The sequence below is a fragment of the Acaryochloris sp. IP29b_bin.148 genome (genome assembly GCF_028285565.1).
Taxonomy (GTDB): domain Bacteria; phylum Cyanobacteriota; class Cyanobacteriia; order Thermosynechococcales; family Thermosynechococcaceae; genus Acaryochloris.
The window spans coordinates 14,458-37,296 of the sequence record NZ_JANQOY010000083.1; the positions used below are offsets into that span (position 1 = coordinate 14,458).

Consider the following 22,839-nt stretch of genomic DNA (forward strand, 5'->3'; position numbering starts at 1 on the left):
GAAAATAACTTATTTCAGCAAGTTTTCTCCCCGACGGAATAATTCACGAGCATAGTCCGTCCAAGTCCCTTGGCCCCAATATCGGAAGCAGCTCGTTTCCACTAGGAGAACGTAGAGGAGCGCTTCCTGATAGTCTGCCCGTTGGGTCGTGGTTGGATCCGCCTGAACCAGGGGATCATATTTCTGATGAAACATCGCACTGAGCTGGTTCATCGGTTCAAGAACATTCTCATACCCTTTCACCCAGCTCAAGTCATCGGTCCAAGAGGCTCCATCCATATGGAATTGGTGGTCGGTGGCTTGCAGCTCTTGAATGGCTGTTTCCACTTTTTCTGGAGTAACAGCGTCAGTGCCAATCTTGTTCCAGATCTTATGCTGGCCCACAGCCTGGCACGTAGGGTAATCTTCGGGATTGACGCCCGCCGCATCTAATAGCTCTAAATATTCCGTACCATGGATACCGGCGACGCCAGACCCTTGATCTTTTAACTCCTGCCAAACGGGCTGATAATCGCGGGCAAACTCATTCATCATCACGCCCCCATTCTCACCATCAGCGATTTGGGTGACACAAGAGGGAACGGAGATACCACCAATATCCTGGCGGCCACGGCCTTTAGCTTCGTGGTAGGGCTGCATTTGGGCAACGAGTTTGGTATCAGACCCTTGCGTTTTGATCAAAGCCGTAATACTAATCGTTTCCCCTTTGGAATTGCGAGCCACTAGCCGATTGGGAATATATTTGTCGTCATGCCATAGCCCTGAACCATCGAGACGCTCCACCGAATGTTCCTGCACCATCAGCCAACGATAGCCACATTCTTTGAGGGCCTTAATGTATTCAAACAGGGTGTCAGGATGGTTGGGCAAGTGCATTTCTGGGGGAGAAAATCCTTTCACCCGCTTGAGGGCCTCATCACCAAATAGGCTGGCAAAATATTGTTGCCAAGCCTGAATCTGCAGTTTTAAATCAGGAATCGGGGTAGAGGGGACCACCGCATGGCTCCACATGGTGCCCAACCACTCGACATAGGGTTGATATTGGGGATTGCACGTCAGCTGCTTGAGGTTGTCTAAAATATCGTCCCGTCCCATCTGTTGAAGTCCCCACAACAGATTGCCGGAATAATCCAACATGATTCGAGGAGAGCAGCCCGCACTCACCAACTCGGGGATAAAATCGCCCATACGGCTATAGCACCAAGCAAATACCGAGGCATTATGGTTATCGCCATCGCCAGGATTTTCAAACATATGTTGCAGGTTGCTAATGAGTGCGCCCTGTGAGCCCGCAGGGATAGTGGGCTGATGCATATGTAGGGCACAAGCAAAGCTAGCGTTGATGTTCTCTAACCGCAAATCAGTGGTCGGTAAGTAAACGGGATCAGAATGATTGACCAAGGTGGCAAGTTCCGCTTCCCGACCTGCGAGATTGGGCAACAAAGACTGAAGATCATCTTGATGAGCATTTGGCGATGGTGCAGTTGCAATCATAAAGGCGTAATCCTTGTGATAGTGAGGATTTAGATCAAGTTGGAAGATTTTCCTGTCAGATGATAGATCACTCTTTTAGAAAATAGGCTTAAGCTCGGCTAAATTCTATAAATTATTGTCAGGATTCTGAAAAAGCCAGATCACTAACACCTCATTCTCGAAGTACACAATGCATAAAACTGCTTGTACGGATACCGTTTTGAGTCCTGCAACGCGATTGAATCCGTTCAATGTTTTCATTCCAGCGGTCTAGTCTGTCGCAGGTGGATGACGTCGAAAAACACCGCCGAAAAAGATGAGGTAGAAAAGCGAGGCATACAAAAGTGTCCCCATCAAGTCCTCACCTGCATGAATGGGGCCCACATAGGTCCATATCGACGGCGTCGGCAAGACAGAATCCGGTAGATTGAGAATTAGAACAATAAAAAGGTTATTCGCGGCATGGACGCCCAATGCTAATTCCAAGCCATTGTCCTTCAGGGTGATCACGGCAGCAAAGACGCCCCAAAGGAAATAGTTAAGCGCCCCCAGGAGAAATCCTCGTTGCATTTCAGGATTATTGAAATGAGGAATTGCAAAGGCAAGACTAGTGGCAATGGTTAGCACCACTGGATTTCTAGTGAGTAAGCTCAGCCCTTGCATCAGGTAACCACGATAGAAGAGTTCTTCTACTGAGGTCTGAATAGGCGTGAGGATGAGGACAATCGGCAGCATGGCAAACCATACCCCTGGTTGAAAACTCAAGGTATAGTCCTGTGGCGATATCCATAGATTGGGGATAAAGAATAGGGTTAAAAGTGCCCACCAGACGCCAAAACCCAGCCAAATACGCCTGTAGTGAATGGATAGCTCGGCATTAACTAAGGTCTGCAATGGGCGTTGATGAATCTCGTAAACAATAAAGCACAGGAGCAACAGCAACGGCACAAACGTAACGAGTGCCCCAACGATGGTACTCAGTAGCGTGGACTCAAAGATCCGGAAGAATAGGGTTTGGCCAATCCAACCAACGTAGCCACAGACATTCCACCATGTCCAAGCAATGGCTAACACACCGAGGATATAGCGCCACCCCTCTCCCTTCCCTAGACGGGCAAAGGCTAGATAACTTTGCGAATCTTTTTGTGGAGCCATACGTGATTTTCTCGTAGAAAGCAAACCCTAAAGCGAACCGTCAGAAGCCGACAATAACACTCTTTTTTTCAACATTCCTAACAGAATCAGCCGGAATAGACACAGTAGGGTCATACTAGTTTTTGTGAATGGTTCAGACTGAACCACTTAACCGTTATCCCAGTCTACGGATTGTCTTTAGTCCCCAGAAAAACGACCATGTCTGTCTATTAAAAACAGCAATAGCCACCGTCAGTCCCTTTGAACTCAAATATTGACGAGGATTATTTATGCAATCAACATTTAAATTCTTACCGCTGCAGTCTAGTTGGGTCGCGATTCATCCTCAACCGATTGGGGTGGTTCAATTTATTGGAGGAGCCTTTTTTGGCACATTTCCTACCGTCTTTTACCGATATCTCCTCCAGAAGGTTTATGACCAAGGCTACACCATCATTGCCTTGCCCTATCGATTTACGTTTCGCCACTGGTCGGTTGCGATCGGTTTAGTGAGGGAACAACGAGCGCTCCGGGTGACCATTCGGGATGAAGCCCAACGTCGAGGCTATGCTTACAAAATTTATGAAGAAGATCCCACCTCAGCGGATAAAAATTACGTTTGGATTGGCCATAGTCTGGGCAACAAATATATTGCCTTACTAGAACTTTTAACAGACTTAGAAACTAAATCTGAGCAAGATGTTTTGGGCGATTGTGTTGGCGCTGATCAGTACCAGGAAATTGAAGATCGCCTCCAGAATGTTGATTTTAAGGATATTTCCCTTTTAAATCAGCCTTCGATCCTGATGGCCCCAGCGATTACGGGTATTGAAAGTGCGATACCTGTGCCAGCCGTGGCAAAGTTTGTCAAACGTCTGGGTCTAGATGTAAAACCCAGTGTGGAAGAAACCCATTGCCTGATCAAGGGCAGTGGATTATTTGGCTTGATGGGACTGATTTCGTTTGATCGCGATCAGATTGCGCGTGAGACCGTTGACTGGTTGACGGCGAATTTACCTCATAAACCAGCCCAAAGAGCAGAACTAAAGGGAGAACATTTGACACCTTTGGGGTATCGTTCGGGCGATCGCACCCTCTCAGATACCGTCCTCCAGTTTTTGCAAGCGCTCTAAGGCTGCATCCATCGAAACAACAGCTCTAGGCGTAGGGTTACCCCTAGAGCTGACCTGGCAAAATGTTGACATTATGGAACCGTCTCAGACCTGAGATCGAGGTGGCTATCAACAGAGATGGATTTAGTGACGATGAACACGAACCCAACGCCAGCGACAGTGACGCTTATATTTGACGATCTTGCGGTGCCGACGGTAGATGACAACCGGGCGACGATAGCAGATCCACTTTTTGCGCCAGAACCATCGACGACGAGAAGTGACTAACAACTTCTCAGCGTGCTCAGTGGCTTCTGGTTGTTGATCAACATTGGCAACATAGGCATTGGCCTGAGGGATCGCAAGTGCAGTGGTGGTTGCGGCCATTACCCCCAATAGGGTGACTTTAATGGGCTTTAGCATAATAAATTCCTCCAACAGAGAATGAGAGATAAACAACGTTGACTGATATAGACAAAAAACAAATTCATCGCTATTGATCGTTCTATTTTTGTATTAATAGAAATCCAACAAGCTAATAATTTATTGTTTCGCCTTCTTTCAGTAACGTATCGAGAAATATTGCAATCCCCCCTAACCTGGATCACATAGAAAGCGTGATAGTTCGAGATTCACAGAGTGATCCTAGAGCAAAAATACTTTTCTATTAAACAAAAAATAAGCCTATAATCCTCTACAAAAGGGAATATAGAAGGTTAGTTATTTTATTTGAATCACGAGCCAAAGAAAATTTTTTATTCTTTCTAGAGAACACCTCTGGTTTTTACATCTGTCCAAATTAGCTATTTAGAACTACGGAAAAACCTGAGTCTTAACTTTTTCCTAATATTTCATTAGAACATTTATCGAAAAATTCAACCCCGATCACGGGAACATTGCTGCCATTTATCGAGACTTATAGACCAGCCAGCATTAGTCCCCCCCTTTTTGTTGGCAATCCGATCAATGCCAAGGCTCAACACCTTGTCTTGGCATTGATCTAGCTATCAGTCCGCACTGTTCAATGCATATCAAGACGATGTTGAACGTATATCAAGATTGGGGAAGATAACCGACGAGGGTCATCTTGCTGGATGAGGAGAGTCAGACAGGTGTTCTCTTCCTGAATTCGCGAACCCATACACACCCCCATACAGATGGGTACCCCAGTGACAGTCATCACCCCCCCCTTTGATGGTCATCACTGAGCGCAAAAGCGAAAGGCTGTATATCTTATAGGCACACCCCTTCTACCATAATTTTCCGCGAGTCAACGGCTCGCAGCTTGAATTCTCTGGAGGATTCCTCCCTATGCTCTTGAATAATCGCTTTCGTATCCTTAAACAGCTTGCCAAAGGTGGGTTTGGAGAGACCTTCTTGGCGGAAGACACCCATATGTTGTCTCGGCGTCACTGTGTCGTAAAGCAATTACAGCCTGACGTTCCTAACCAAGACTGCTATGCGATCGCACTCAAGCAATTCAAAGAGGAAGCCATCTTACTAGAGCAGCTGAAGCACGATCAAATTCCTCAACTCTATGGTTATTTTGAGCAGAATGGCCGTTTGTTCCTGATCCAGGAATGGGTCGATGGCCCCACCTTAGGAGAGAAAGTCAGAACCTTGGGGCAGCTCTCTGCTGAAGAAGTCCAGCAAATATTACTGCGGGTATTGCCCGTCATCAACTATCTCCATAGCTTCAAAGTCATCCATCGGGATATTAAACCGGACAATTTGATCTTGCGCCAAACCGACCGTCGCCCTGTGCTGATCGACTTTGGCTCCATGAAGCAGCATCTTAAAACTCGCATTAGCTTTTCCGGCAATGTTATCGATTCGATTGTGATCGGCACTGAGGGGTTTATGGCCCCTGAGCAAGCCGCCCAACGCACGGTGTATGCCAGCGATCTCTATAGCTTGGGCATGTCAGCCATCTATGCCTTGACGGCCAAACTCCCAGGGGAGATGGAAGCAGACTACAATACTGGCCAACTCCACTGGCGGCAATATGCCCCCCACGTCAATGATCACCTGGCCACTATTTTGAATAAGGCCACTGAGTTTAGTCCTCAAGATCGCTTCCATACGGCCAGCGAAATGCTAGACGCAATGACCTTACAGAATACAAGTACTGTTGCAACGGTTATTTCAGAGCAGTCAATTCATGAACGGCCTACCCTATTAGATCTGCCTGAACCCGAAGAAGCCACATTGAACGTCGACCCAGCAGCGGTGACCCAAGTTTCTGAGAGGGGCTTCAGAAAAGTCAAGGTCTCAACCACTGCCGCCATGACTGCAATGTTAGTCGGAGGGATTGGGGTTGCGATCGCAATCAGCTCCCAAGGATTGGACCTAAAAGCGGTGAAAGCCACCCATGATACAGATACCGGCCAATCCCTAGTCCAAGCAGCCAATACCTTTACAGCTCAAGGCAAAGAACGAGATGCCATTCAAACCCTATTGAGCGTCCCCGCCACCTCTGAACATGCACAGGAAGCTCGGCAGAAATTTGCAGCTCTCACTCATATCGAGTTGGGCCAAACCATGGATCAGGAACTTGATGCCATCAATTTGGAAAAACCTCCCGGTAAACCCAAGCGTAGCTTAGCGGGCATTGGGGCCATATCTTTAGCAGACGTAGAGACGAAAACCACAGCCCAACAAATCCAAACGAAGTTCGGTTACTCCCCGATTCAAGTGTATAGCGCAGATTGGCCTATCTATCGGCAGCCCACCGATGCAGATTATGCAGCAGATCCCAAATCTTGGTATGACCCCTGGTTTGAGCGCTATCAAATTGCCCCTGGCATGACCTTGGAAGTGATGTATGGGTGCCAGTCCAATCTCGTCTTACAAACGGCAGAAATCTATCGTCGCGGCGATATTGACGATAAGTTTATCGCTGCTCGCCTCAACCACATTCTGCAAGGGAGTCCTCAGAGCGCTATCCAGGACTCTCAAGCAACCTTAAAACGTCTGATGGATCAAAAAAGCCAAACCCGCACCGCGGAATTTAGTAGCGATCGCATCCAAGGTTGGATTATCAGCAACCCAGACCAGTTGATGATCGTAACGCGCAAAGGCTAGGCCCGAGGCCAAATCGCCTTGCTCAACCGTGAACGAATCGGTAGGGGACAGTACGCCTGGTTTTACAACAATCGATAGATACCGATCAGGACTAGAAAATGAAGGGGGTAAACCCCATAAAAGAGACGCGTTTTGGGGCCTTGTTTGCCATTGTATGCAATCAGGAACAGGGGAGCACAAAGGCTAAACAACGAGATGGGGGAATAGGACAAGATCCAGACACTCGCCATTTCCAAGAGGGCATAGCTCAGCCACCATCCTAAGGTGTTTTGAAACAGAGACATCACCACAATGGTGGGGATGGTGGTTAATCCCCCTTCAACAGGCACCAAGGCCGCAATACCTGAAAAAAGAAGAATAATGGCTAGCTTTTGCAGCGGCCTGCCCAATCGTTTGGCCAGGCGCAGCGTTACCACCCCCAGGGCTAAACCAAATAAAATGTTCAAGGGTGCGTCCTTCTCAAACAGCAGCTGGAAGAAATGGGCATAAATAGGCTGAGTCAAAAGACCCAGCAGAATTAACCGCAGCAGATACCCCTTAATGTTTTTAGAATATTTCTCGCCCGTTGCTGCTAAGAAGGCAAATAACGGAAAACTAGAGCGTCCCATCGCCACCATAAAGTGAGCTTGGGGGAAAAACAGCCGTCCCACATGATCAATGAGCATCAGACCGACAGCCAAGAGCTTGAGGTGGTAAGCAGTCAATACATCACCATGCGGGGGACCAACGTTTTCAATCCTTGAGCACTAACCGTTAGAACCAACGCAGGGCTTGCACAAGCCCCCTATAAACGGCCTCCAGAAAGTCTAAATCGAGCGTATCAAGGGTGTCACTGGGTTGATGATAGTGCGGATTTCTTAAGTTGGCGGTATCGGTCACCATCAGCGCAGCATACCCTTGGTCCCAAAATGAAGCATGATCGCTACGGCGAGTATCGGGAAGAATCGTACCTCGAAACGGTACAGGTAGCCATTCACAAGGGGCTCCCTGCTGTTTCAGATGATGGGATAGTTTAAACATGGTGGGGATAGACCGCAAATTCCCTAACAAAGCAATAAAGTTGCCTGTGGATGGATACAAATACTCCAATCCAGCGGGATAGTTCTGAGAATGGGGCGTTTGATCGGTATAACCCAACATTTCCAGACTCATCATGGTTGTAATCCGAGTCTGATTCCGCTTGAGATCTTGGGCATAGGCCTGACTTCCCAGACATCCATACTCTTCTAGATCAAAGGCAATTATTTGCAGCGGATAACGAGCAGGATGGTGATAAAAATATCGCGCCAGCTCCAGGAGAACCACAAGGCCGGAGGCATTATCATCCGCCCCCGGCGATCCAGGAACCGTATCAAAATGGGCACCGATCAAAATCGGCGGTAATGGCTGAGTTCCGGGGAGCGACAAGATCAAGTTTTCATGGATGCTATTTGCATATTTTTTCAGGGTTTGAAACGGATGCTTGTGGACCGTACCGAACTGGCTCAGCTCTTGGGCAATATAGGTTTTGGCATAGAAATGCCCCTCAGTGGCCAAATAAGGATCTCGCTCCCGCACTAAGTGAGCTAAATGCAGCGCTAGCCGCTCTTGAATTGGCGTCTCCTGAGTTGAATTAGACATTACCAAGGACTACTGAGCATCGTAAAACCTGACCAATAAAAAGGATGGGAAAAATCAATATCGGCCCCTTCAGCCACTTCACGGGGTAACACAATGGGTGAACCAGACAAGATTAACTGGCCCTGTTCAATCCGAGTCTGGCCTCGGAGCATTTGCAGTTGCGATTGACGCAAGGCTTCCGCTTTGGTTTTACGCTGAGGTAACTGCTGGTAAAACTCACTCATAATCGCCAGGGTGCCCACATCGCTGACATACCATAGGCTTCCCAGCGCCGTTTTCACCCCAGCCCGCAGCGCAATACCTGCAAAACCTAATTCAGCAGTGCGATCGCCCAGCGCGGTTTTACAGGCACTGAGCACCAATAGATCCAGACTAGGATTAGACCAGTTGATTGAGCCCATCTCGTCTAAACGGAGGCGAGTATCGGTCAATTGAATATACGATTGGCGAGGCCGCCCCGGCTTAAACTCAGCATGAGTTGCCAAATGGACGATGTTATAGGTTTGGTCCTCCAACTGAGACTTTAAGTTTTGGAGGGTAAAGTTGCCATTGAGCAACAATTGCCCTTGCCACTGGGCTTGCCCTAAGCGTTGGGTTCTAAAAAAGTTGAGAATTGCTGAAATTTCTGTGGGCACGGAGGGCAAGGGATCCTGTAGTAGAAACTCGGAAGCACCCGCAGCTAGAATTTTTCCTTGTTGATGGCGCTTGTAGTCCGTTTGAATCAGATTGAAGGCAGGAATATTGCTGGAACTGTACTTTTCGACCAAATAGCGTTCGCCATCATGTAAAGCGGCTAAGGGCAATCCTCGCAGACCATTGCCCAGACAAAACAGGAGGGTATCAATATCCCCAGCTTGCAGGTGTTTTTTCTCAAATGGCTCAATCAACCATTGATGCAATTGCTGGGCGAGGTCTAGATTCCACGGCTCGTCAGGATTATCAATTTGCGTCTGGAAGGCGGCAACGGTTTTCAGCAACTTGGCACGGGACACATCATATAAATCCCTGACAATGGGTTTGCCACCCGGCAGCAGCAACACGAGATGTAAATGATCTTCACGGGGGATCACCCAGATGACGCCAGGGTTCGTCCCTGATTCTTGGCTAATGCGCGTTAGAGTTTGGGCCACTGCTTTGGGGTCCTGGGTGACCTCAGCCATATCGTCTTCAAAAAAGTCTTCAAACTCTTCCTCAAAGCTCCGCTCCATCGCCAAAAACCGCTGGGAGGCACTCAAAACAGGCTTTGCTGCTGGCACAGCACTCGGCCAGAGGCCCCCCAGTCCCATCCAAAGGCTGGTCAATATCACCATCCGTCGCCAGCCCGAGACAGACTGTTTTGCTGTCCCATCCCTTGGTCTAGATACATAACCGGCCTGAAAACCAGTCGCCGTTCGATTGAGCGTTCGCCTCAACATATAAACCCCTGGTAAGACGTCTTATTTTTCAGTCTATACGCAGGGCTAGCGCTCTAAGTGATCAAACCCCATTAAAAAGTAAACCCCTACACGCTTTAAGCATGTAGGGGCGTTGCATGTCCTACTGTGGAGAAGAAACCGTTTAGTGCTCTGTTTGCAAGGCGTTGGGCTGCTGCTGGAGCAAGTCCACTAATTTATCAATTCCTTTTTTCATATTGCGGGTGACGGTAACCGAGCTAACCCCAATTCGCTTGGCGACTTCCTGGCGGGAGAGCTGATGGAAGAAGACAGACTCAATCATGATGCGAGTGCGATCTTCGAGTTGATTTAAGGCTTGCTGCAGTTCAATTCGATCTTCTTGGTTGGCTTGGAGAATTTGGCTGTGTACATCCATCAGGGTGTCGCCCAGAGTCATCGCTGAATCAGACTGATGACCAGAGGAAACCCGAGCATTGAGGCTAAGGGGAACACGATTGGTGGTGGCAAGCTTGACCGAGCGCCATTCTTGCATGGATAAGTCGAGGGCATCGGCAATCTCTTGATCGCTGGGCTGACGACCCAGTTCCATCGTCAACGCTTGGCGAGCCTTGGCACCATCGCGGCTGAGCTGCTGCCAGCGGCGGGGAATGCGGACGGTATTGGCGCGATCGCGGAGAAAGTGGAGAATTTCGCCTCGGATATAGGGGACGGCAAAGGAGCTGAAGGCATAGCCTTGAGAGGGGTCAAATCGTTCAATGGCGGTAATCAAACCTAGGAATCCACATTGCTCCAAATCTTCATAGGGCTCAGCACATTGGTGAGTCAGACGATGAGCAACTTTGCGGACTAGCCCCATATTCAATCGCACGAGGCGGTTTCGTAATTGTACAGAGGGCTTCTGGCGATAAGCGACCAGCAATTCCATGGTTTGCGATTGAAGAGAAGTTTGATAAGCCATCGTTGTATTTAGTCCTGTTTGCCTGTATCTGAAAATCATTATGCTGACACTGGCTGAGGAAAACCATCGTTAAAATACGGGAATATCAGCATCCTCGATTTGTGATTAGTCCGCAGATCTACGGAGGCAAACGAGGATTCACACCCAGAGCGGGGGAATTTAAAAACTCTAAAACGCTTGCTGAGTCTGATTTAAACACAGCAGCGTTGGGTGGCAAACTGGATCAAGGGTCAGTCTAAAATAATCGGTCAATTAATTAAATGAAAATGCGATCGCGGTGGGTCATTCTGGCGTTTCTGTTACCTATTTTGATAATTCTGAATCAAGCCAGCCCTGTGTGGCCCTTTTACTTGGGAGGGATTCAGGTCAATGAACCCAATCCCTCCCGCTGGGTTCAGGCATTAAAGACCGCCGATATGAATACCGTGGAAGTCACCGTCTATGCCACGCAAGCAGAATGGGATTCAGCCCAGTTGAAATTTGAGGCTGAGGATCAGGGGATTATCCAGGAAATTCGGGCCGCCAAAGCAGCAGGGCTGAACGTGGTGTTAATTCTGCGCATTGCCTTAGATCATGCCTATCCTCGCAACCATTTCCTCTGGCATGGGCTGATTCTGCCCCACACCGATCAACAACTGACCGAGTGGTTCGAGCAATATACGGCCTTTGTCCACCAATGGGCCGTGATTGCGGAGGCTGAGGGCGTTGATATTCTCGGGCTTGGGAGTGAAATGAATGCCCTCACCTCGACACAGCCGGTCACAGATCTACCCGACCTAGAACGCTACTATCTCGATCCGATTCAGCAGCGCGCACTGATCCATAACCTGCTAAAACACAAGGAACGGATTCCCTTTTCTGAACTTCAGCTAAAAGACGGCCATCGATTTGCCAGCTTAGAAGCGTTTTTAGAACAACGCTTACAAGCTTGGCAGACATGGGCCAAACAGGTCAGTTATTTGGACTCAGAGGCGACGGCTGTTGTTTGCTGTCGACAGAACAGAGACCGATCGGCCGCCATTGCCAACATTAATCGTCGCCGTCAACGCTTAGACCACCACTGGCGACAGTTGATTCAGCAAACGCGTCAGGTCTATCGGGGCAAGCTTACCTATGCAGCTAATTTTGATCAGTATCAGTCCATCGGATTTTGGGATGCCTTGGATTTTATTGGTGTGAATGCCTATTTCCCGTTGCGATCGCAGCCCTATTCTCAAAACCAGCGGCAACTGCAACAGGCGTTAACCACCGGTTGGCATCAAGTTCTCAGCGATATAGAGACCTTTCGCCAAGCTCAGTCGATTACGGACAAGCCCGTGATTTTCACGGAATTAGGATACACCCGTTGGGAGCAAAACACCCTCGCCCCCTGGAGCTATAGCGGTTTTTCTTTGGTGGGAAAACCTGGCCAACAAAAGGTGATCCTGTGGACGATGCAACCGACGAATCCTCAAGAACGCGTCTTAGCCGTGCAAGCTCTCTACAAGACCGTTAAAGCGCACTATCCCCATCTGTTGCAGGGCATTCTGTATTGGAAAATCTCCACCCAGCCAAACCATCAAGCCGTGGAACCCTTCGTCTTGATTTTGAATGACTCGCCCCTGGATCCATTGCAAAAGACCTTAAAACAGTTCTTGCAATCCTTCTAAATCACAGTCGAGCTAAGCCAGCTAGGCCGATTGCTATTCTAAGAAAACATCTGGGTCAATCCACAGGGCAGCTGCCCAGAGACCTGGATATGATGCCCCTCTCGACCAGAACACGACCCTGATGACCTCTGTTGCCCCTGCCCCTCCCTGGACCCTGCGTGAACACACCTTTCACTGGGGTACTCGCACCTATTTAATGGGGATTTTGAATGTTACGCCCGACAGTTTTAGTGATGGTGGCCAGTTTAACTCGCGGCAAGCGGCAGTCGAGCAGGCCCATCATCTAGTGCAAGCGGGCATGGATATTCTCGATATTGGCGGTCAATCCACCCGCCCCCAAGCCGTAGAAGTCCCGGAAGCGGAAGAACGAGAACGGGTGATTCCGGTAATCCAGGCGATTCGGACTCAGCTGTCCATTCCCATCTCGGTGGATACTACTCGCGCCTCAGTAGCAGAGGCTGCGATCGCAGCCGGAGCCGATCTCGTCAATGACGTTTCAGGCGGTATAGACGATCCAAAGATGCTCCCCATCGTGGCGAAACTGAAGGTGCCCATCATTTTGATGCATCGGCGAGGCACACCCCAAACCATGCAGCAGCTGACCGACTACGACAATTTACTTGAAGAGATTATTCGCTTTTTAGATCAGCAAATTCACGCGGCGCTAGCAGCAGGTATTTCCCCAGATCACCTAGCCATTGATCCAGGCATTGGCTTTGCGAAAACAGGTCCCCAAAATCTAGAACTCCTGCGCCAGCTACCTCAACTACAGCGCTTGCACTGCCCAATCCTGGTAGGGCCATCGCGGAAAAGCTTTATTGGTCACATTCTGAACCAACCTGACCCACAGAAACGGGTTTGGGGGACTGCTGCGGCCTGCTGTGCAGCCATTCAAGGGGGAGCGGACCTACTTCGCATCCACGATGGCGCGGCGATGCGAGAGGTTTGCCAAGTGGCCGATGCCATCTGGCGTTAGGTAATCACTGCAACTCCAGTACTGTTCTTTTTGTTAAAATTGACTTAGAAACCCTCAGACTCTTATTCTGAGTCTTAAGTAAACTTTCTTAACATTTTCCTGCGAACCATGATTGAACCCAGCCGCGTTCCTAAACTCTATTCTCCAAAGATTGGATTCAATGAATTTGCAGAGCGGTTTAGTGGTCGTGCGGCCATGCTCGCTTTTATTGCAGCGATCGTGTTTGAAGCCGTGACAGGTCAAGGCATTTTTTCCTGGCTGGGTCTCGCTTAATTCCAAATCACAGGGAGTGCTCGACCCTTGTACTCCCCTATTGCAGCGATCCTGAACAGCGCTAATCCCCTTAGCAATGTTCGGGATTGTTCTGTTTTGTGAGTTGAAAGCGGAACTCTTTATTCCCCCCTCTGCGTCGATGGTTTTAATCTAAGCACTTGCCCTATGCCAAACCGTTTACTCTATCCCCTCCTGATTACGACCCTGGTTACAGGTGCGATCGCTCCGGCCAGCCCAGCCACATCTGAACCATCCTTCCATCTAGCGAAGAAGGAAGAAAAGCCGCCAGATGCGTTGGTCACAGAGGTTGAAATCCTCAAAGAGAATCTTGCTGACACTTGGTTTTATACCCTGAGGGGAAGTTTAAAGAATCAATCCGAGGCCACCATCCTCACGCCCCTGGTCTATTACGAAATTTACTCGGAAACGACGGATCGAATCGTCGAGGCAGGCACCGTCACCATTGAGCCAAAGGTCTTACCCGCAGGGGAAGTCGGGACGTTCCAAAAGGAGCTGAACACCGATGGCAGAATCAGAATTACTCGGGTGCAGTGGCAACAAGGGGACAAAAGCGTCAAATCCCATAAGCAGTTGCAGTTTTTTCCTGTAGAAGCTGAGACCTCTGAAGAGACTGAAGCCCCAGAAAGCTAAACCTGTTGGGCTAATCCCAAATTCCCAGTGAATCCTTGCTCTATTCTCAGAATCCCATCATTCAGCATTCAGATTCCATCTTTACAATCGAAGGAGATTAACTTCTCACACCAAGGAGTCTGCCCAGGGGAATCTTTCCCTGGGTTTTTTATAGGAGCCAACAAAGCTTTTGAGCGTTCCCAATAAAGCACTGGAGTAAACCAACTGATGCTACTCTAATCCCTCAATATAAGACGAAAATTGAAGCCCCCACCCTCTGTCGTTATTATGGGCTTGAGAAGCTCCAGTTAATTCTGCATTAGCCCCCTAAATCCCCCATTCTGGGGGACTTTGACTGTAGAGCAATGCTTTGCTCACTCGCATGTCGGATTTGCTGAAGTACATGCTCTAGGTGGTGCATAACGTCTGAGTTGTGGAATCGGATCACTCGGTAACCAAGCTGGTTAAGTTGCTCGGTACGGGCTTCGTCGTACTCTACCTGCTGATTGTGGATGTCGCCGTCTAGTTCAATCACTAATCGGCATTGGGGACAGTAAAAATCGACAATGAACGAACTGATGGGATGTTGACAGCGGAATTTCAGACCGCTGAGTTGACGTTTTTGCAGTGCTTTCCACAGCTTTTGTTCGGCGGTTGTTAGATTTAGTCTCAGTCGTCGTGCGGCGGCAATGATTGCTGGGGTCGTGCCGCGAATGCGGTAGTGTTGCCGTTGCTTCTCTCGCATCTTGTTACCCCTAACCCTGTCTCACATCTAAGATAATCAAAAATCTCAAAGTCCCCCATTTTGGGGGATTTAGGGGGCTAATGCAGCATAATTGTGACTATTGACTAGAAAAATAGCATGAGCATTGTATCTAGTTCTGAGAAATCGTGGTTTCCTTAAAAATCTACCCCTAGCGAACTTAAAAGAGTTTTGTCCTGCACTCAATTCTAATCCTTATAACCCGTTAAGTGCTGCAACATCGTATCCAATTTTGACTCCAGCACATCCATTCGGGAGTCAAAATGATTTTCTAATGTCTCAAATGCTTCACCGATCCAACCCTGTGGATCAACAACATGATCTATCTCTTGAAGTCCCGACTCTAACTTTGCAACTCGGCGCTCTATCGCAGCCACACGCCGTTGCCAATCCAATTCGCTAGCCATCCATCACCTTCCATATTGTTTGAGTGGTTGGGGTATAGTCCTATCTCATTCAGCCACTAATCAGATAACGATTGAATCGACTTTGCATTAGATTCAACAATCTTTTCAATGCGATCCAAGCGATCAGTTGGGCGTTGCATGAACTCTCGGTGTGCATCAACCATAGCAGCAACGGCCTGAACCATACCTCGATATTGCCGCTGGGTCTCAGCAATGGCTTGTTGCATTTCCGTGAGGGATTGCTGGTTGGCCTGCCGATTGGCCTGGATAGCTTTAGCATTAGCCTCTACAACAGCCTCAATGCGGTCAAGCCGAGTCGTCATTCACGACCTCCCATAAGTTCCTTCTTGGCTGCTTCAGTAATCACACGACGAAGCCAAGCAGAACGATTAGGAAGGGCACGAACGGCAGCATCTACATCCACAGGTACTCTCGCCATTAGAGCCGTCGCTCCTAATGGCTCTGTTGTATCGTCCATGCGAGGTATCGACTTGAGGTTGTTAGGGTTAGGGTTTGGGTTTGGATTGCCCATAAGCTACAAACTATTGTATACAACAATATAGCATCTTTGAAGCTTGCAGAAATTAGCTTTTTCTTTATAAAAAATATTAGCTCACAAAAAAATCAATGCTGCCCTTTATTTTTGCCAAAACAAAAGAACAGACAGAATCAGGCTACAAAAACTTACCATTACAAAAAATATTTTTGATTTTTCTTTCTGTTAGAAAGTTACAATTAATTTTCACTTAAACCAATGAGAGATGGCATTTTCAATACCAGCATAGAAATTTGCAGTATTTTCTTATTTTTTCTATTTTTGATGTATTTTTTAAGTTATATACATGTTTTTTGAGGAAGTATATGCTTAAAGAAAAATTTTTATTAATTGAAAAACAAATGCAGATATGAACTAATTGATGCTGTATTTGTCCTCAATAGAGGATGGGCTATTAACTTTGGAGATGGGAAAGGAGCATATCAAAGAATTAATTCAAAGAATCAACCTGATACTGGGTGGATTGGCATGGATTCAAATTCAGTGTTGTTTCAGTTCTTTGGTTGGTTTTCAGCTGTATCGCCAAAAATTTTAATTTTTGAGTCCATTATTCTTCGATATATGATGCATATCCAAAGATAAAACGATAGCTACTCTAACCTATTCATATTAGTGAATGCTTTTTGGGAATTCATTTCTCTAAAAGGCTGTTTTTAAAACCTATCTTCTACGAAAAACATGCATTTTAGGCTCTGTATCCCAACGAGAGATCACAGACTACTGACTGGCCTCTTCGAACATCCTCTAAAACAACCAAACATAAAGAGCCTATTCTGGCTTGGGTCCATGATCGCCTGTAATAGTTCATACCTAGATTAAGGCTTGTTCATTTACTGACAGGTTAGGTCCAACGTAGCCTAATTTATCCTCGGTCATACACAACCTGGACTTTATCTCTATTCTAGACCTCTTGCATAATTCAACTAACGATTTGGTAGAGGACTTAAAATTCGAGTCAGATCGCGACATTCTTTGCGTAAGTAGCACATCATGAAATGAATATTGCAAGAGGTCTTCTTTTCTCTCATGGGTTAATCCTTTCCGGTCACTTGTTACAAACTAACCAGCTTTAACAAACATAAATTCGATGTGGCGATTCACTCAAAAATAGACCTGAAAGCTAGTTATAAAAGCCTTCAAGCCTTATCAAGATTAAGTTTTACAACTAATGGGCGATGACGGGCTCGAACCGCCGACATCTTCGGTGTAAACGAAGCGCTCTACCAACTGAGCTAATCGCCCTTACGATTGAAGCAATCGAAGATGTATTGTAGCAGACCGTTGCTAGGTTTACCCACAAAATCAATAAATCCAGCATAATGGATGCAACTTTTCCCTCACCTCTCCCATGCCCTCTGGCCGCACCCATGACCAAATTACCCTAGGGATGCTTCCCGGTATTACCATCATTACCCTGGTCCTCAGTCGGAGTGCCAGCTTGACCCTAAGTTTAAGTAGCGCTTTTTTATTTAGTGGGCTGATGTTTGGCCCCGATCTTGATATTTACTCCGTTCAATACAAACGGTGGGGATGGCTCAGAGGGATTTGGTTGCCCTACCAAAAGCTACTGCACCACCGTTCTTGGCTCTCTCATGGCCCCATTATCGGCACCCTACTACGGTTGTTCTATTTGGGTCTCTGGCTGGGAATGGGCGCTGCGCTGACAGGCGTCCTACTCACTCAAGTTGGGGATATCTCGATTGAAAGCCAGAGTCTTTTGCAACAGGTCGAACAATACCGCCAACGCTATTTGCCTGAAGGACTCGCTATTCTATTGGGACTAGAATTAGGAGCCATGAGCCATTCCTTTAGTGATGGCCTCAGTTCGCTATGCAAATCAACCTTCAAACGGTTGAAGTTCTAAGATGCTGCGCCCCTAGATCAGCAATCTTGATCACTTCCCTTGAATTACTGGCTATATGGCTGGTAAATAACGCATCATATGGTTAGCCCTCACAATTGTGACGCCATGCCTAGTCCTGAAGCCCCCGCCAGATTGCAAATTGTCACGGCAGCCAGTGTCTTGACTGAAGGCGTCCAGCTCCACGTTCCCGTCCTGATTACTCAAGTGGAATCCGCCTCCATGATGCGGACCTTACATGCCGCTTTGCAGGCCGCATTTCCTTTAGATTATCCCGTCAGCATTGTAGGAGAGCTAACCCCTGAAGCCCCCCAGCTCTCGCAAACAACCCTAGAGCAAATTGGCGAAAAGAAAGGCATCTCTTACCCTGCCAATGTGTATTTGCCTGCTCAGGTATCGGCAGTGACGATCGCAGTTCAGCAACTGGTAGAAGTGGTAGCCAAATTGCGATCGCCCGATGGTGGCTGTCCTTGGGATCTAGAGCAAACGCCTCAAAGCCTGACCCCCTACATTATTGAAGAAGCTTACGAAACCATTGATGCCATCCAATCCGGCAGCCCAGAGGCCATTACCGAAGAGTTAGGGGATTTACTCCTGCAAGTCGTGCTGCAAGCGCAAATTGCCAGCGAACAAGACCAGTTTAGTCTAGAAGAAATTGCCCAAGGCATTACCAAAAAGCTGATTCGTCGCCATCCCCACGTATTTGCTGATGTGGAAGCCAACAGTGTCGAAGAAGTGCGGGCCAACTGGGAAGACATCAAAGCGGCCGAAAAAGGTGAATCGACCGAGCAACCCCAAGCCCTGAGCGACAAGCTGCAGCGGTATACCCGTAGCTTGCCACCCCTGATGGCCGGGTTAAAACTATCTGAGAAGGCCGCCGCTGCGGGTCTAGAATGGCAAGATCTCAACGATGTCTGGACCAAATTCTATGAGGAGCTAGCCGAGTTTCAGGAATCGTTGTTACAGAGCGATACGGAACATCAACTGTCTGAACTGGGCGATCTCTTTTTTACGCTGGTCAATGTCGCTCGCTGGTGCCAACTGGACCCGACCTCTGCGCTGCGCAGTACTAATAAAAAGCTGATTGACCGGATCGCCACTATTGAGACCCAAACCACCAAACCCTTAGCCGAGCATTCTTTTGAAGAATTAGAAGCCCTATGGCAAGCGGCAAAACAACAGTTGGAATCCTCCTCCACCTCAGGCGAGAAGGAGGCAGCCGTCCTGCCCGAAGGTTTGCCGACCGCCTTTGTGGCCCCCGAAACGAGCGCACCCACCGCCGATCCAACCAGTTCTGAACTCTCTTCACCCTAATTCAGATTACAGTTAGATACATAGTCTGTTCACGCTATTTATGCATTATCCCCGTTCCACGATTAACCGAGCAGTCCGGGCCGTGGCCTGCAGTCCGTTTACGATCCATTTATTAGCGACGATGCGATCGCAAAGTGTATCGCTGCCAGAGATGTGCGATCGCAGCGGGGTCACCGCCGGCTATACCCAAACGGCCCTATCTGAGCGACAAGCCGAAGATAGCTTACTATGGCTGATCCAAGTGGGCCTTCTGCGTCGAGAGGTGGATGGGCAGGGGCTGACAGATAGTTTTCGCCTCACCCCCTTGGGACGCCAACTCATGGACCAATGGCAGCACCAGGGCAAGGATCTGCCCAAGCCTTCTCTCTCAGACCGATTCCAAAACCTTATCCAGCGCTGGGTTCGGATCCCCGTTTAATGAGCGCCATTATGGTGGTGGGGACCACCTCCCATGCCGGAAAATCAATTATGGCCGCCGCCATCTGTCGGATGCTTAAGCGTCAAGGTCATCGAGTCACTCCCTTTAAGGGACAAAATATGGCATTGAATGCCTACGTCACCCATAGCGGCGATGAGATTGGCCATGCCCAAGCCGTCCAAGCCTGGGCCGCTGATCTGGAGCCGCGGGTGGAAATGAACCCCATTTTGCTCAAGCCCCAAGGGGATATGACTTCCCAGGTGATTCTTAATGGCAAAGCCGTGGGCCGGACCCAAGCCGCCGATTATTATCGGGATTATTTTGATCGGGGGTGGCAGGCGATTACGGCAGCCTTAGCCACGCTCCAGCAGGAATTTGACTGGATTGTCTGTGAAGGCGCAGGCAGTCCCGCTGAGATTAATCTCAAGCACCGAGATCTCACCAATATGCGGGTGGCTAAACATCTAAATGCCGCGACGCTGCTTGTTGCGGATATTGATCGAGGCGGTGTTTTTGCCCATATCGTCGGCACCTTGGAACTGCTGGACCCGGATGAGCGCGCTCTGATTAAAGGATTTGTGATTAATAAGTTTCGTGGCCAGCGATCGCTGTTAGAATCCGGCATTACCTGGCTAGAAGAACGGACTGGAATTCCTGTGGTTGGTGTTATTCCCTGGCTGGAGCAGACCCTCCCTGCCGAAGACTCCCTAGATCTATTTGAACGGCGTCGAACTAAACCCAATGCTGAGCTGACTATTGCCGTTATCCGTCTACCGCGAATTTCGAACTTTACCGACTTTGACCCTCTGGAAGCCGAACCCTCTGTCCGTCTACAGTTTCTTGCGCCTTATCAGTCCTTAGGACAGCCAGATGCCGTGATCCTTCCTGGCTCTAAAACCACCATTGCCGATTTACAACAGCTCCACACCTCGGGCATGGCCACTCAGATTCAAGCCTATAGTCAAACAGGCGGAACCGTATTAGGGATTTGCGGTGGTCTCCAAATGTTGGGACAAACCCTTATTGACTCTGAGGGTACAGAAGGCCAACCCGGTGAGTTCTCTGGCTTAGGTTTATTGCCGCTTAAAACCACGATGACGGGCGACAAGATCACTCGCCAGCGCCAAGTTCAGATGATCTTGCCCACCTATGCATCATTGCTGCCCGCAGCAAAAACCATCAAAGGGTATGAAATTCACCAAGGACAGACCGAGGTGCTCCATCCAGAGGCAGTGCAAGCTTGGTTTGAGGATCCAACCCTCGGCATAGCCCGCCAAAATACGCTAGGCACCTACTTGCATGGATTGTTTAACAATGGACCGTGGCGACGTGCTTGGTTAAATCAGCTGCGCGCTCAGAAGAATCTACCTCCTTTACCCATTCATATTCCCGATTACGAGGTCTATCGTGACCAACGGTTAGATCAAGTCACTGACGCCATTGCCGCCCACCTCGATCTTCAACCTATTATTAACCCTGCTCAAAGCCGTCAATAGTGGGAGGCGAATCAACGCTGATCTGATTGGGGGATTTGAAACAGCACGCTAGGACTTTGAGTTGCGGCTAATTTGCCAATGATTTCTGTTGCAGTGAAGGCAAAGGTATACCCCTCTGGACAAGGCCAGTCTTTGTAGGTTTTGGGTTGTCGTATCGGTAAATCCGCTTTTGGGGGTGGCATTTGGCTCGGTTGTAAGCTCTCACAATAGTTCGCGATCACGAGATGGGGTGCCGCTTTTCCACTTCGATTCCGATTAGGTAAATGAAATAAACCGACATCATCCAGAGGATTGCTGCTAGGTTGCATTTTTGCAGAAGTAGGTTGGTTCTGGGAAGCGGAGGAAGGCCCACCCCACGACAGAATGATAAAACTCCGCAACTTCTCTGTGGTTGGTATACCGGATACCTGGAGGCCCTGTTTGCCTAGTTTTGTAATTTGGAGCGTGTATTGATCTAGAGCAGGCGGGCGGGATAAGTCAGTTAAAAACTGACCATGAGCTTGATAGTATTGGCCGCTAGCATTGGCAATAAGAATTAGGTTTTCCAACGCTTTTAATTCTGCACTTGTGGCAGGTACAGGGGTGGGGATCTTTGGTAATGGAGATTCGGGAATAGGGATCAGTGGAGAAGGTTGCGGAGTGTTTATGGCGGTAGGGATAGAGGGAGGGGAAGATGTTTTAGGAAGGAGCAGAAGAATACCGAATCCTCCTGATACTAACAAGCTCGCCAGAAACAATTTGATTATAAGACCAACACCATAGACTAGCTGATGAAGGCGAGACCGTTTGAGTTCTGCAGGAGTGTGGAGATCCGCGATCGCATCCTCCACACTCCCATACCTCTGGCTTACAGCCGGGGCAATCATCTTATTCAAAACGGTCGCTAAATCGGGTTTAATCGGCTGGTCACAAAGCGATTCCCAGATCCATTGACCATCACCATCCATCAAATCAAAGGGCGAAAGTCCCGTCAGTAGATGGATGCAAGTCACGCCTAAACCATAAATATCACTGGCAAACTGAGCTTTGCCACGGGCTTGTTCGGGCGCGATATATTCTGCACTGCCGATGCTAGTGCCTGTTTTAGCGATGGCAGTACCCGTCAGCCGTTTAGCTGCCCCAAAATCGACTAGGACAAGCTGCTGGTCGGTTGACCGTCGAATGATATTGGCAGGCTTAATATCACGATGGAGCAACTGATGTTGATGGATAAAGCCCAAGACGGGCAATAACTCAGCGAGTAACTGCTGAATTTGTTTGGGGCTAAAACGCTCTACTTCGGTGCGTTCTTGAGCCAAGTTTTGGCCGTCAATATACTCTTGGACCACATAAAGCTTGTCATCTTGTTCAACGGAGGCCAACAGTTGAGGAATTTGGGGATGGCATCCCAGTTCTTTGAGCAGTTGCGCTTCCTGATGGAATAACTCAATAATCTTATCTGGATCCGGGAATTGGGTGGGCCACACCTGTTTAATGACGCAGGCGGGATGATTCACTTGGCCTTCATCAACGGCGAGAAAGGTACGGCCAAATCCGCCTTGACCGAGGAGTTGAGTAGGGCGGTAGCGATCGCACAATCGCAACGTTATCTGGCAGTGCTCACAAACCGTTGCAGCTTCAGGATTGCTGTGATGACAAGCTGGATTGAGGCACGCGATCATGCAAGGAACACCCTTTCTTCCTATGCTAACGGCCCGCTCCTTAAAGCCAAGCAGTTATAC

22 protein-coding genes and 1 tRNA gene are annotated in these 22,839 nt (G+C 48.5%); 10 read left to right on the forward strand and 13 right to left on the reverse strand.

The window, feature by feature from the left end; all coding sequences use genetic code 11:
* Positions 1-9: 9 nt before the first annotated feature.
* Positions 10-1,494: a glycosyl hydrolase family 57 gene (locus Q0986_RS07815; RefSeq protein WP_299407445.1), complete on the reverse strand. Its 1,485-nt coding sequence runs from the start codon at positions 1,492-1,494 to the stop codon at positions 10-12.
* A 249-nt stretch (positions 1,495-1,743) separates the two neighbouring features.
* Positions 1,744-2,628, reverse strand: coding sequence for a CPBP family intramembrane glutamic endopeptidase (locus tag Q0986_RS07820; protein WP_299407450.1), 885 nt, complete (start codon positions 2,626-2,628; stop codon positions 1,744-1,746).
* A gap of 269 nt (positions 2,629-2,897) precedes the next feature.
* On the opposite strand from Q0986_RS07820, the gene Q0986_RS07825 reads away from it, so the two are divergent.
* Positions 2,898-3,740: a DUF1350 family protein gene (locus Q0986_RS07825; RefSeq protein ID WP_299407453.1), complete on the forward strand. Its 843-nt coding sequence runs from the start codon at positions 2,898-2,900 to the stop codon at positions 3,738-3,740.
* A 123-nt stretch (positions 3,741-3,863) separates the two neighbouring features.
* Here Q0986_RS07825 and Q0986_RS07830 read toward each other — a convergent pair whose 3' ends face one another.
* The gene (locus Q0986_RS07830; protein WP_299407457.1) at positions 3,864-4,142 is read right to left on the reverse strand and encodes a hypothetical protein; all 279 of its coding nucleotides are present in this window, start codon (positions 4,140-4,142) and stop codon (positions 3,864-3,866) included.
* Positions 4,143-5,030: 888 nt separating this feature from the next.
* Between Q0986_RS07830 and Q0986_RS07835 the strand changes: the two genes are divergently transcribed.
* Positions 5,031-6,803 carry a protein kinase gene (locus tag Q0986_RS07835; RefSeq protein ID WP_299407461.1) on the forward strand — a complete coding sequence of 591 codons (1,773 nt, stop codon included), beginning with the start codon at positions 5,031-5,033 and terminating at the stop codon, positions 6,801-6,803.
* 62 nt (positions 6,804-6,865) lie between these two features.
* Here the strand turns inward: Q0986_RS07835 and Q0986_RS07840 are convergent, their stop codons facing one another.
* From Q0986_RS07840 to Q0986_RS07855, 4 genes are all read right to left on the reverse strand, one after another.
* Positions 6,866-7,507: a TraX family protein gene (locus Q0986_RS07840; protein WP_299407465.1), complete on the reverse strand. Its 642-nt coding sequence runs from the start codon at positions 7,505-7,507 to the stop codon at positions 6,866-6,868.
* A gap of 49 nt (positions 7,508-7,556) precedes the next feature.
* Positions 7,557-8,423, reverse strand: coding sequence for a M28 family peptidase (locus tag Q0986_RS07845; protein WP_299407470.1), 867 nt, complete (start codon positions 8,421-8,423; stop codon positions 7,557-7,559).
* Positions 8,423-9,838, reverse strand: coding sequence for a CHAT domain-containing protein (locus tag Q0986_RS07850; RefSeq protein ID WP_299407474.1), 1,416 nt, complete (start codon positions 9,836-9,838; stop codon positions 8,423-8,425). The genes Q0986_RS07845 and Q0986_RS07850 overlap by 1 nt, the downstream gene beginning before the upstream one ends.
* 142 nt (positions 9,839-9,980) lie before the next feature.
* Entirely contained in the window at positions 9,981-10,775 is a 795-nt protein-coding gene (locus Q0986_RS07855; protein ID WP_299407478.1) for an RNA polymerase sigma factor SigF, read from the reverse strand.
* 260 nt (positions 10,776-11,035) lie between these two features.
* On the opposite strand from Q0986_RS07855, the gene Q0986_RS07860 reads away from it, so the two are divergent.
* The 4 genes from Q0986_RS07860 (at position 11,036) to Q0986_RS07875 (ending at position 14,324) form a co-directional block, all read left to right on the forward strand.
* Complete coding sequence (locus Q0986_RS07860; RefSeq protein WP_299407482.1) at positions 11,036-12,424, forward strand: hypothetical protein; 1,389 nt, start codon at positions 11,036-11,038, stop codon at positions 12,422-12,424.
* 121 nt (positions 12,425-12,545) lie between these two features.
* Positions 12,546-13,400 carry a dihydropteroate synthase gene (gene folP, locus Q0986_RS07865; protein WP_299407487.1) on the forward strand — a complete coding sequence of 285 codons (855 nt, stop codon included), beginning with the start codon at positions 12,546-12,548 and terminating at the stop codon, positions 13,398-13,400.
* 108 nt (positions 13,401-13,508) lie between these two features.
* Positions 13,509-13,673: a hypothetical protein gene (locus Q0986_RS07870; RefSeq protein ID WP_299407490.1), complete on the forward strand. Its 165-nt coding sequence runs from the start codon at positions 13,509-13,511 to the stop codon at positions 13,671-13,673.
* Positions 13,674-13,838: 165 nt separating this feature from the next.
* Positions 13,839-14,324, forward strand: coding sequence for a hypothetical protein (locus tag Q0986_RS07875; protein ID WP_299407495.1), 486 nt, complete (start codon positions 13,839-13,841; stop codon positions 14,322-14,324).
* Between the two features lie 298 nt (positions 14,325-14,622).
* On the opposite strand, the gene Q0986_RS07880 is transcribed toward Q0986_RS07875, so the two are convergent.
* The 5 genes from Q0986_RS07880 to Q0986_RS07900 form a co-directional block, all read right to left on the reverse strand.
* Positions 14,623-15,048 (reverse strand): endonuclease domain-containing protein, encoded by a 426-nt coding sequence (locus Q0986_RS07880; protein ID WP_299407498.1) that lies wholly within the window; start codon positions 15,046-15,048, stop codon positions 14,623-14,625.
* Positions 15,049-15,254: 206 nt separating this feature from the next.
* Positions 15,255-15,473 (reverse strand): hypothetical protein, encoded by a 219-nt coding sequence (locus Q0986_RS07885; RefSeq protein ID WP_299407503.1) that lies wholly within the window; start codon positions 15,471-15,473, stop codon positions 15,255-15,257.
* A gap of 56 nt (positions 15,474-15,529) precedes the next feature.
* Positions 15,530-15,796: a hypothetical protein gene (locus Q0986_RS07890; RefSeq protein ID WP_299407506.1), complete on the reverse strand. Its 267-nt coding sequence runs from the start codon at positions 15,794-15,796 to the stop codon at positions 15,530-15,532.
* The gene (locus tag Q0986_RS07895) at positions 15,793-15,951 is read right to left on the reverse strand and encodes a hypothetical protein (RefSeq protein ID WP_299407510.1); all 159 of its coding nucleotides are present in this window, start codon (positions 15,949-15,951) and stop codon (positions 15,793-15,795) included. Before Q0986_RS07895 ends, Q0986_RS07890 begins: the two co-directional genes overlap by 4 nt.
* 1,247 nt (positions 15,952-17,198) lie before the next feature.
* Positions 17,199-17,271, reverse strand: a tRNA-Val gene (locus Q0986_RS07900).
* 106 nt (positions 17,272-17,377) lie between these two features.
* Between Q0986_RS07900 and Q0986_RS07905 the strand changes: the two genes are divergently transcribed.
* From Q0986_RS07905 to Q0986_RS07920, 4 genes are all read left to right on the forward strand, one after another.
* Positions 17,378-17,893, forward strand: coding sequence for a metal-binding protein (locus tag Q0986_RS07905; RefSeq protein ID WP_299407513.1), 516 nt, complete (start codon positions 17,378-17,380; stop codon positions 17,891-17,893).
* Positions 17,894-17,998: 105 nt separating this feature from the next.
* Entirely contained in the window at positions 17,999-19,204 is a 1,206-nt protein-coding gene (gene mazG, locus Q0986_RS07910; RefSeq protein WP_299407518.1) for a nucleoside triphosphate pyrophosphohydrolase, read from the forward strand.
* Between the two features lie 40 nt (positions 19,205-19,244).
* On the forward strand, positions 19,245-19,622 hold the full coding sequence (locus Q0986_RS07915) for an Npun_F0494 family protein (RefSeq protein WP_299407523.1): 378 nt from the start codon (positions 19,245-19,247) through the stop codon (positions 19,620-19,622).
* The gene (locus Q0986_RS07920) at positions 19,622-21,118 is read left to right on the forward strand and encodes a cobyric acid synthase (RefSeq protein ID WP_299407528.1); all 1,497 of its coding nucleotides are present in this window, start codon (positions 19,622-19,624) and stop codon (positions 21,116-21,118) included. Before Q0986_RS07915 ends, Q0986_RS07920 begins: the two co-directional genes overlap by 1 nt.
* Before the next feature lie 11 nt (positions 21,119-21,129).
* Here the strand turns inward: Q0986_RS07920 and Q0986_RS07925 are convergent, their stop codons facing one another.
* A complete protein-coding gene (locus Q0986_RS07925) occupies positions 21,130-22,779 on the reverse strand; it encodes a serine/threonine-protein kinase (protein WP_299407533.1) in 1,650 nt (549 codons plus the stop codon).
* Positions 22,780-22,839 lie beyond the last annotated feature (60 nt).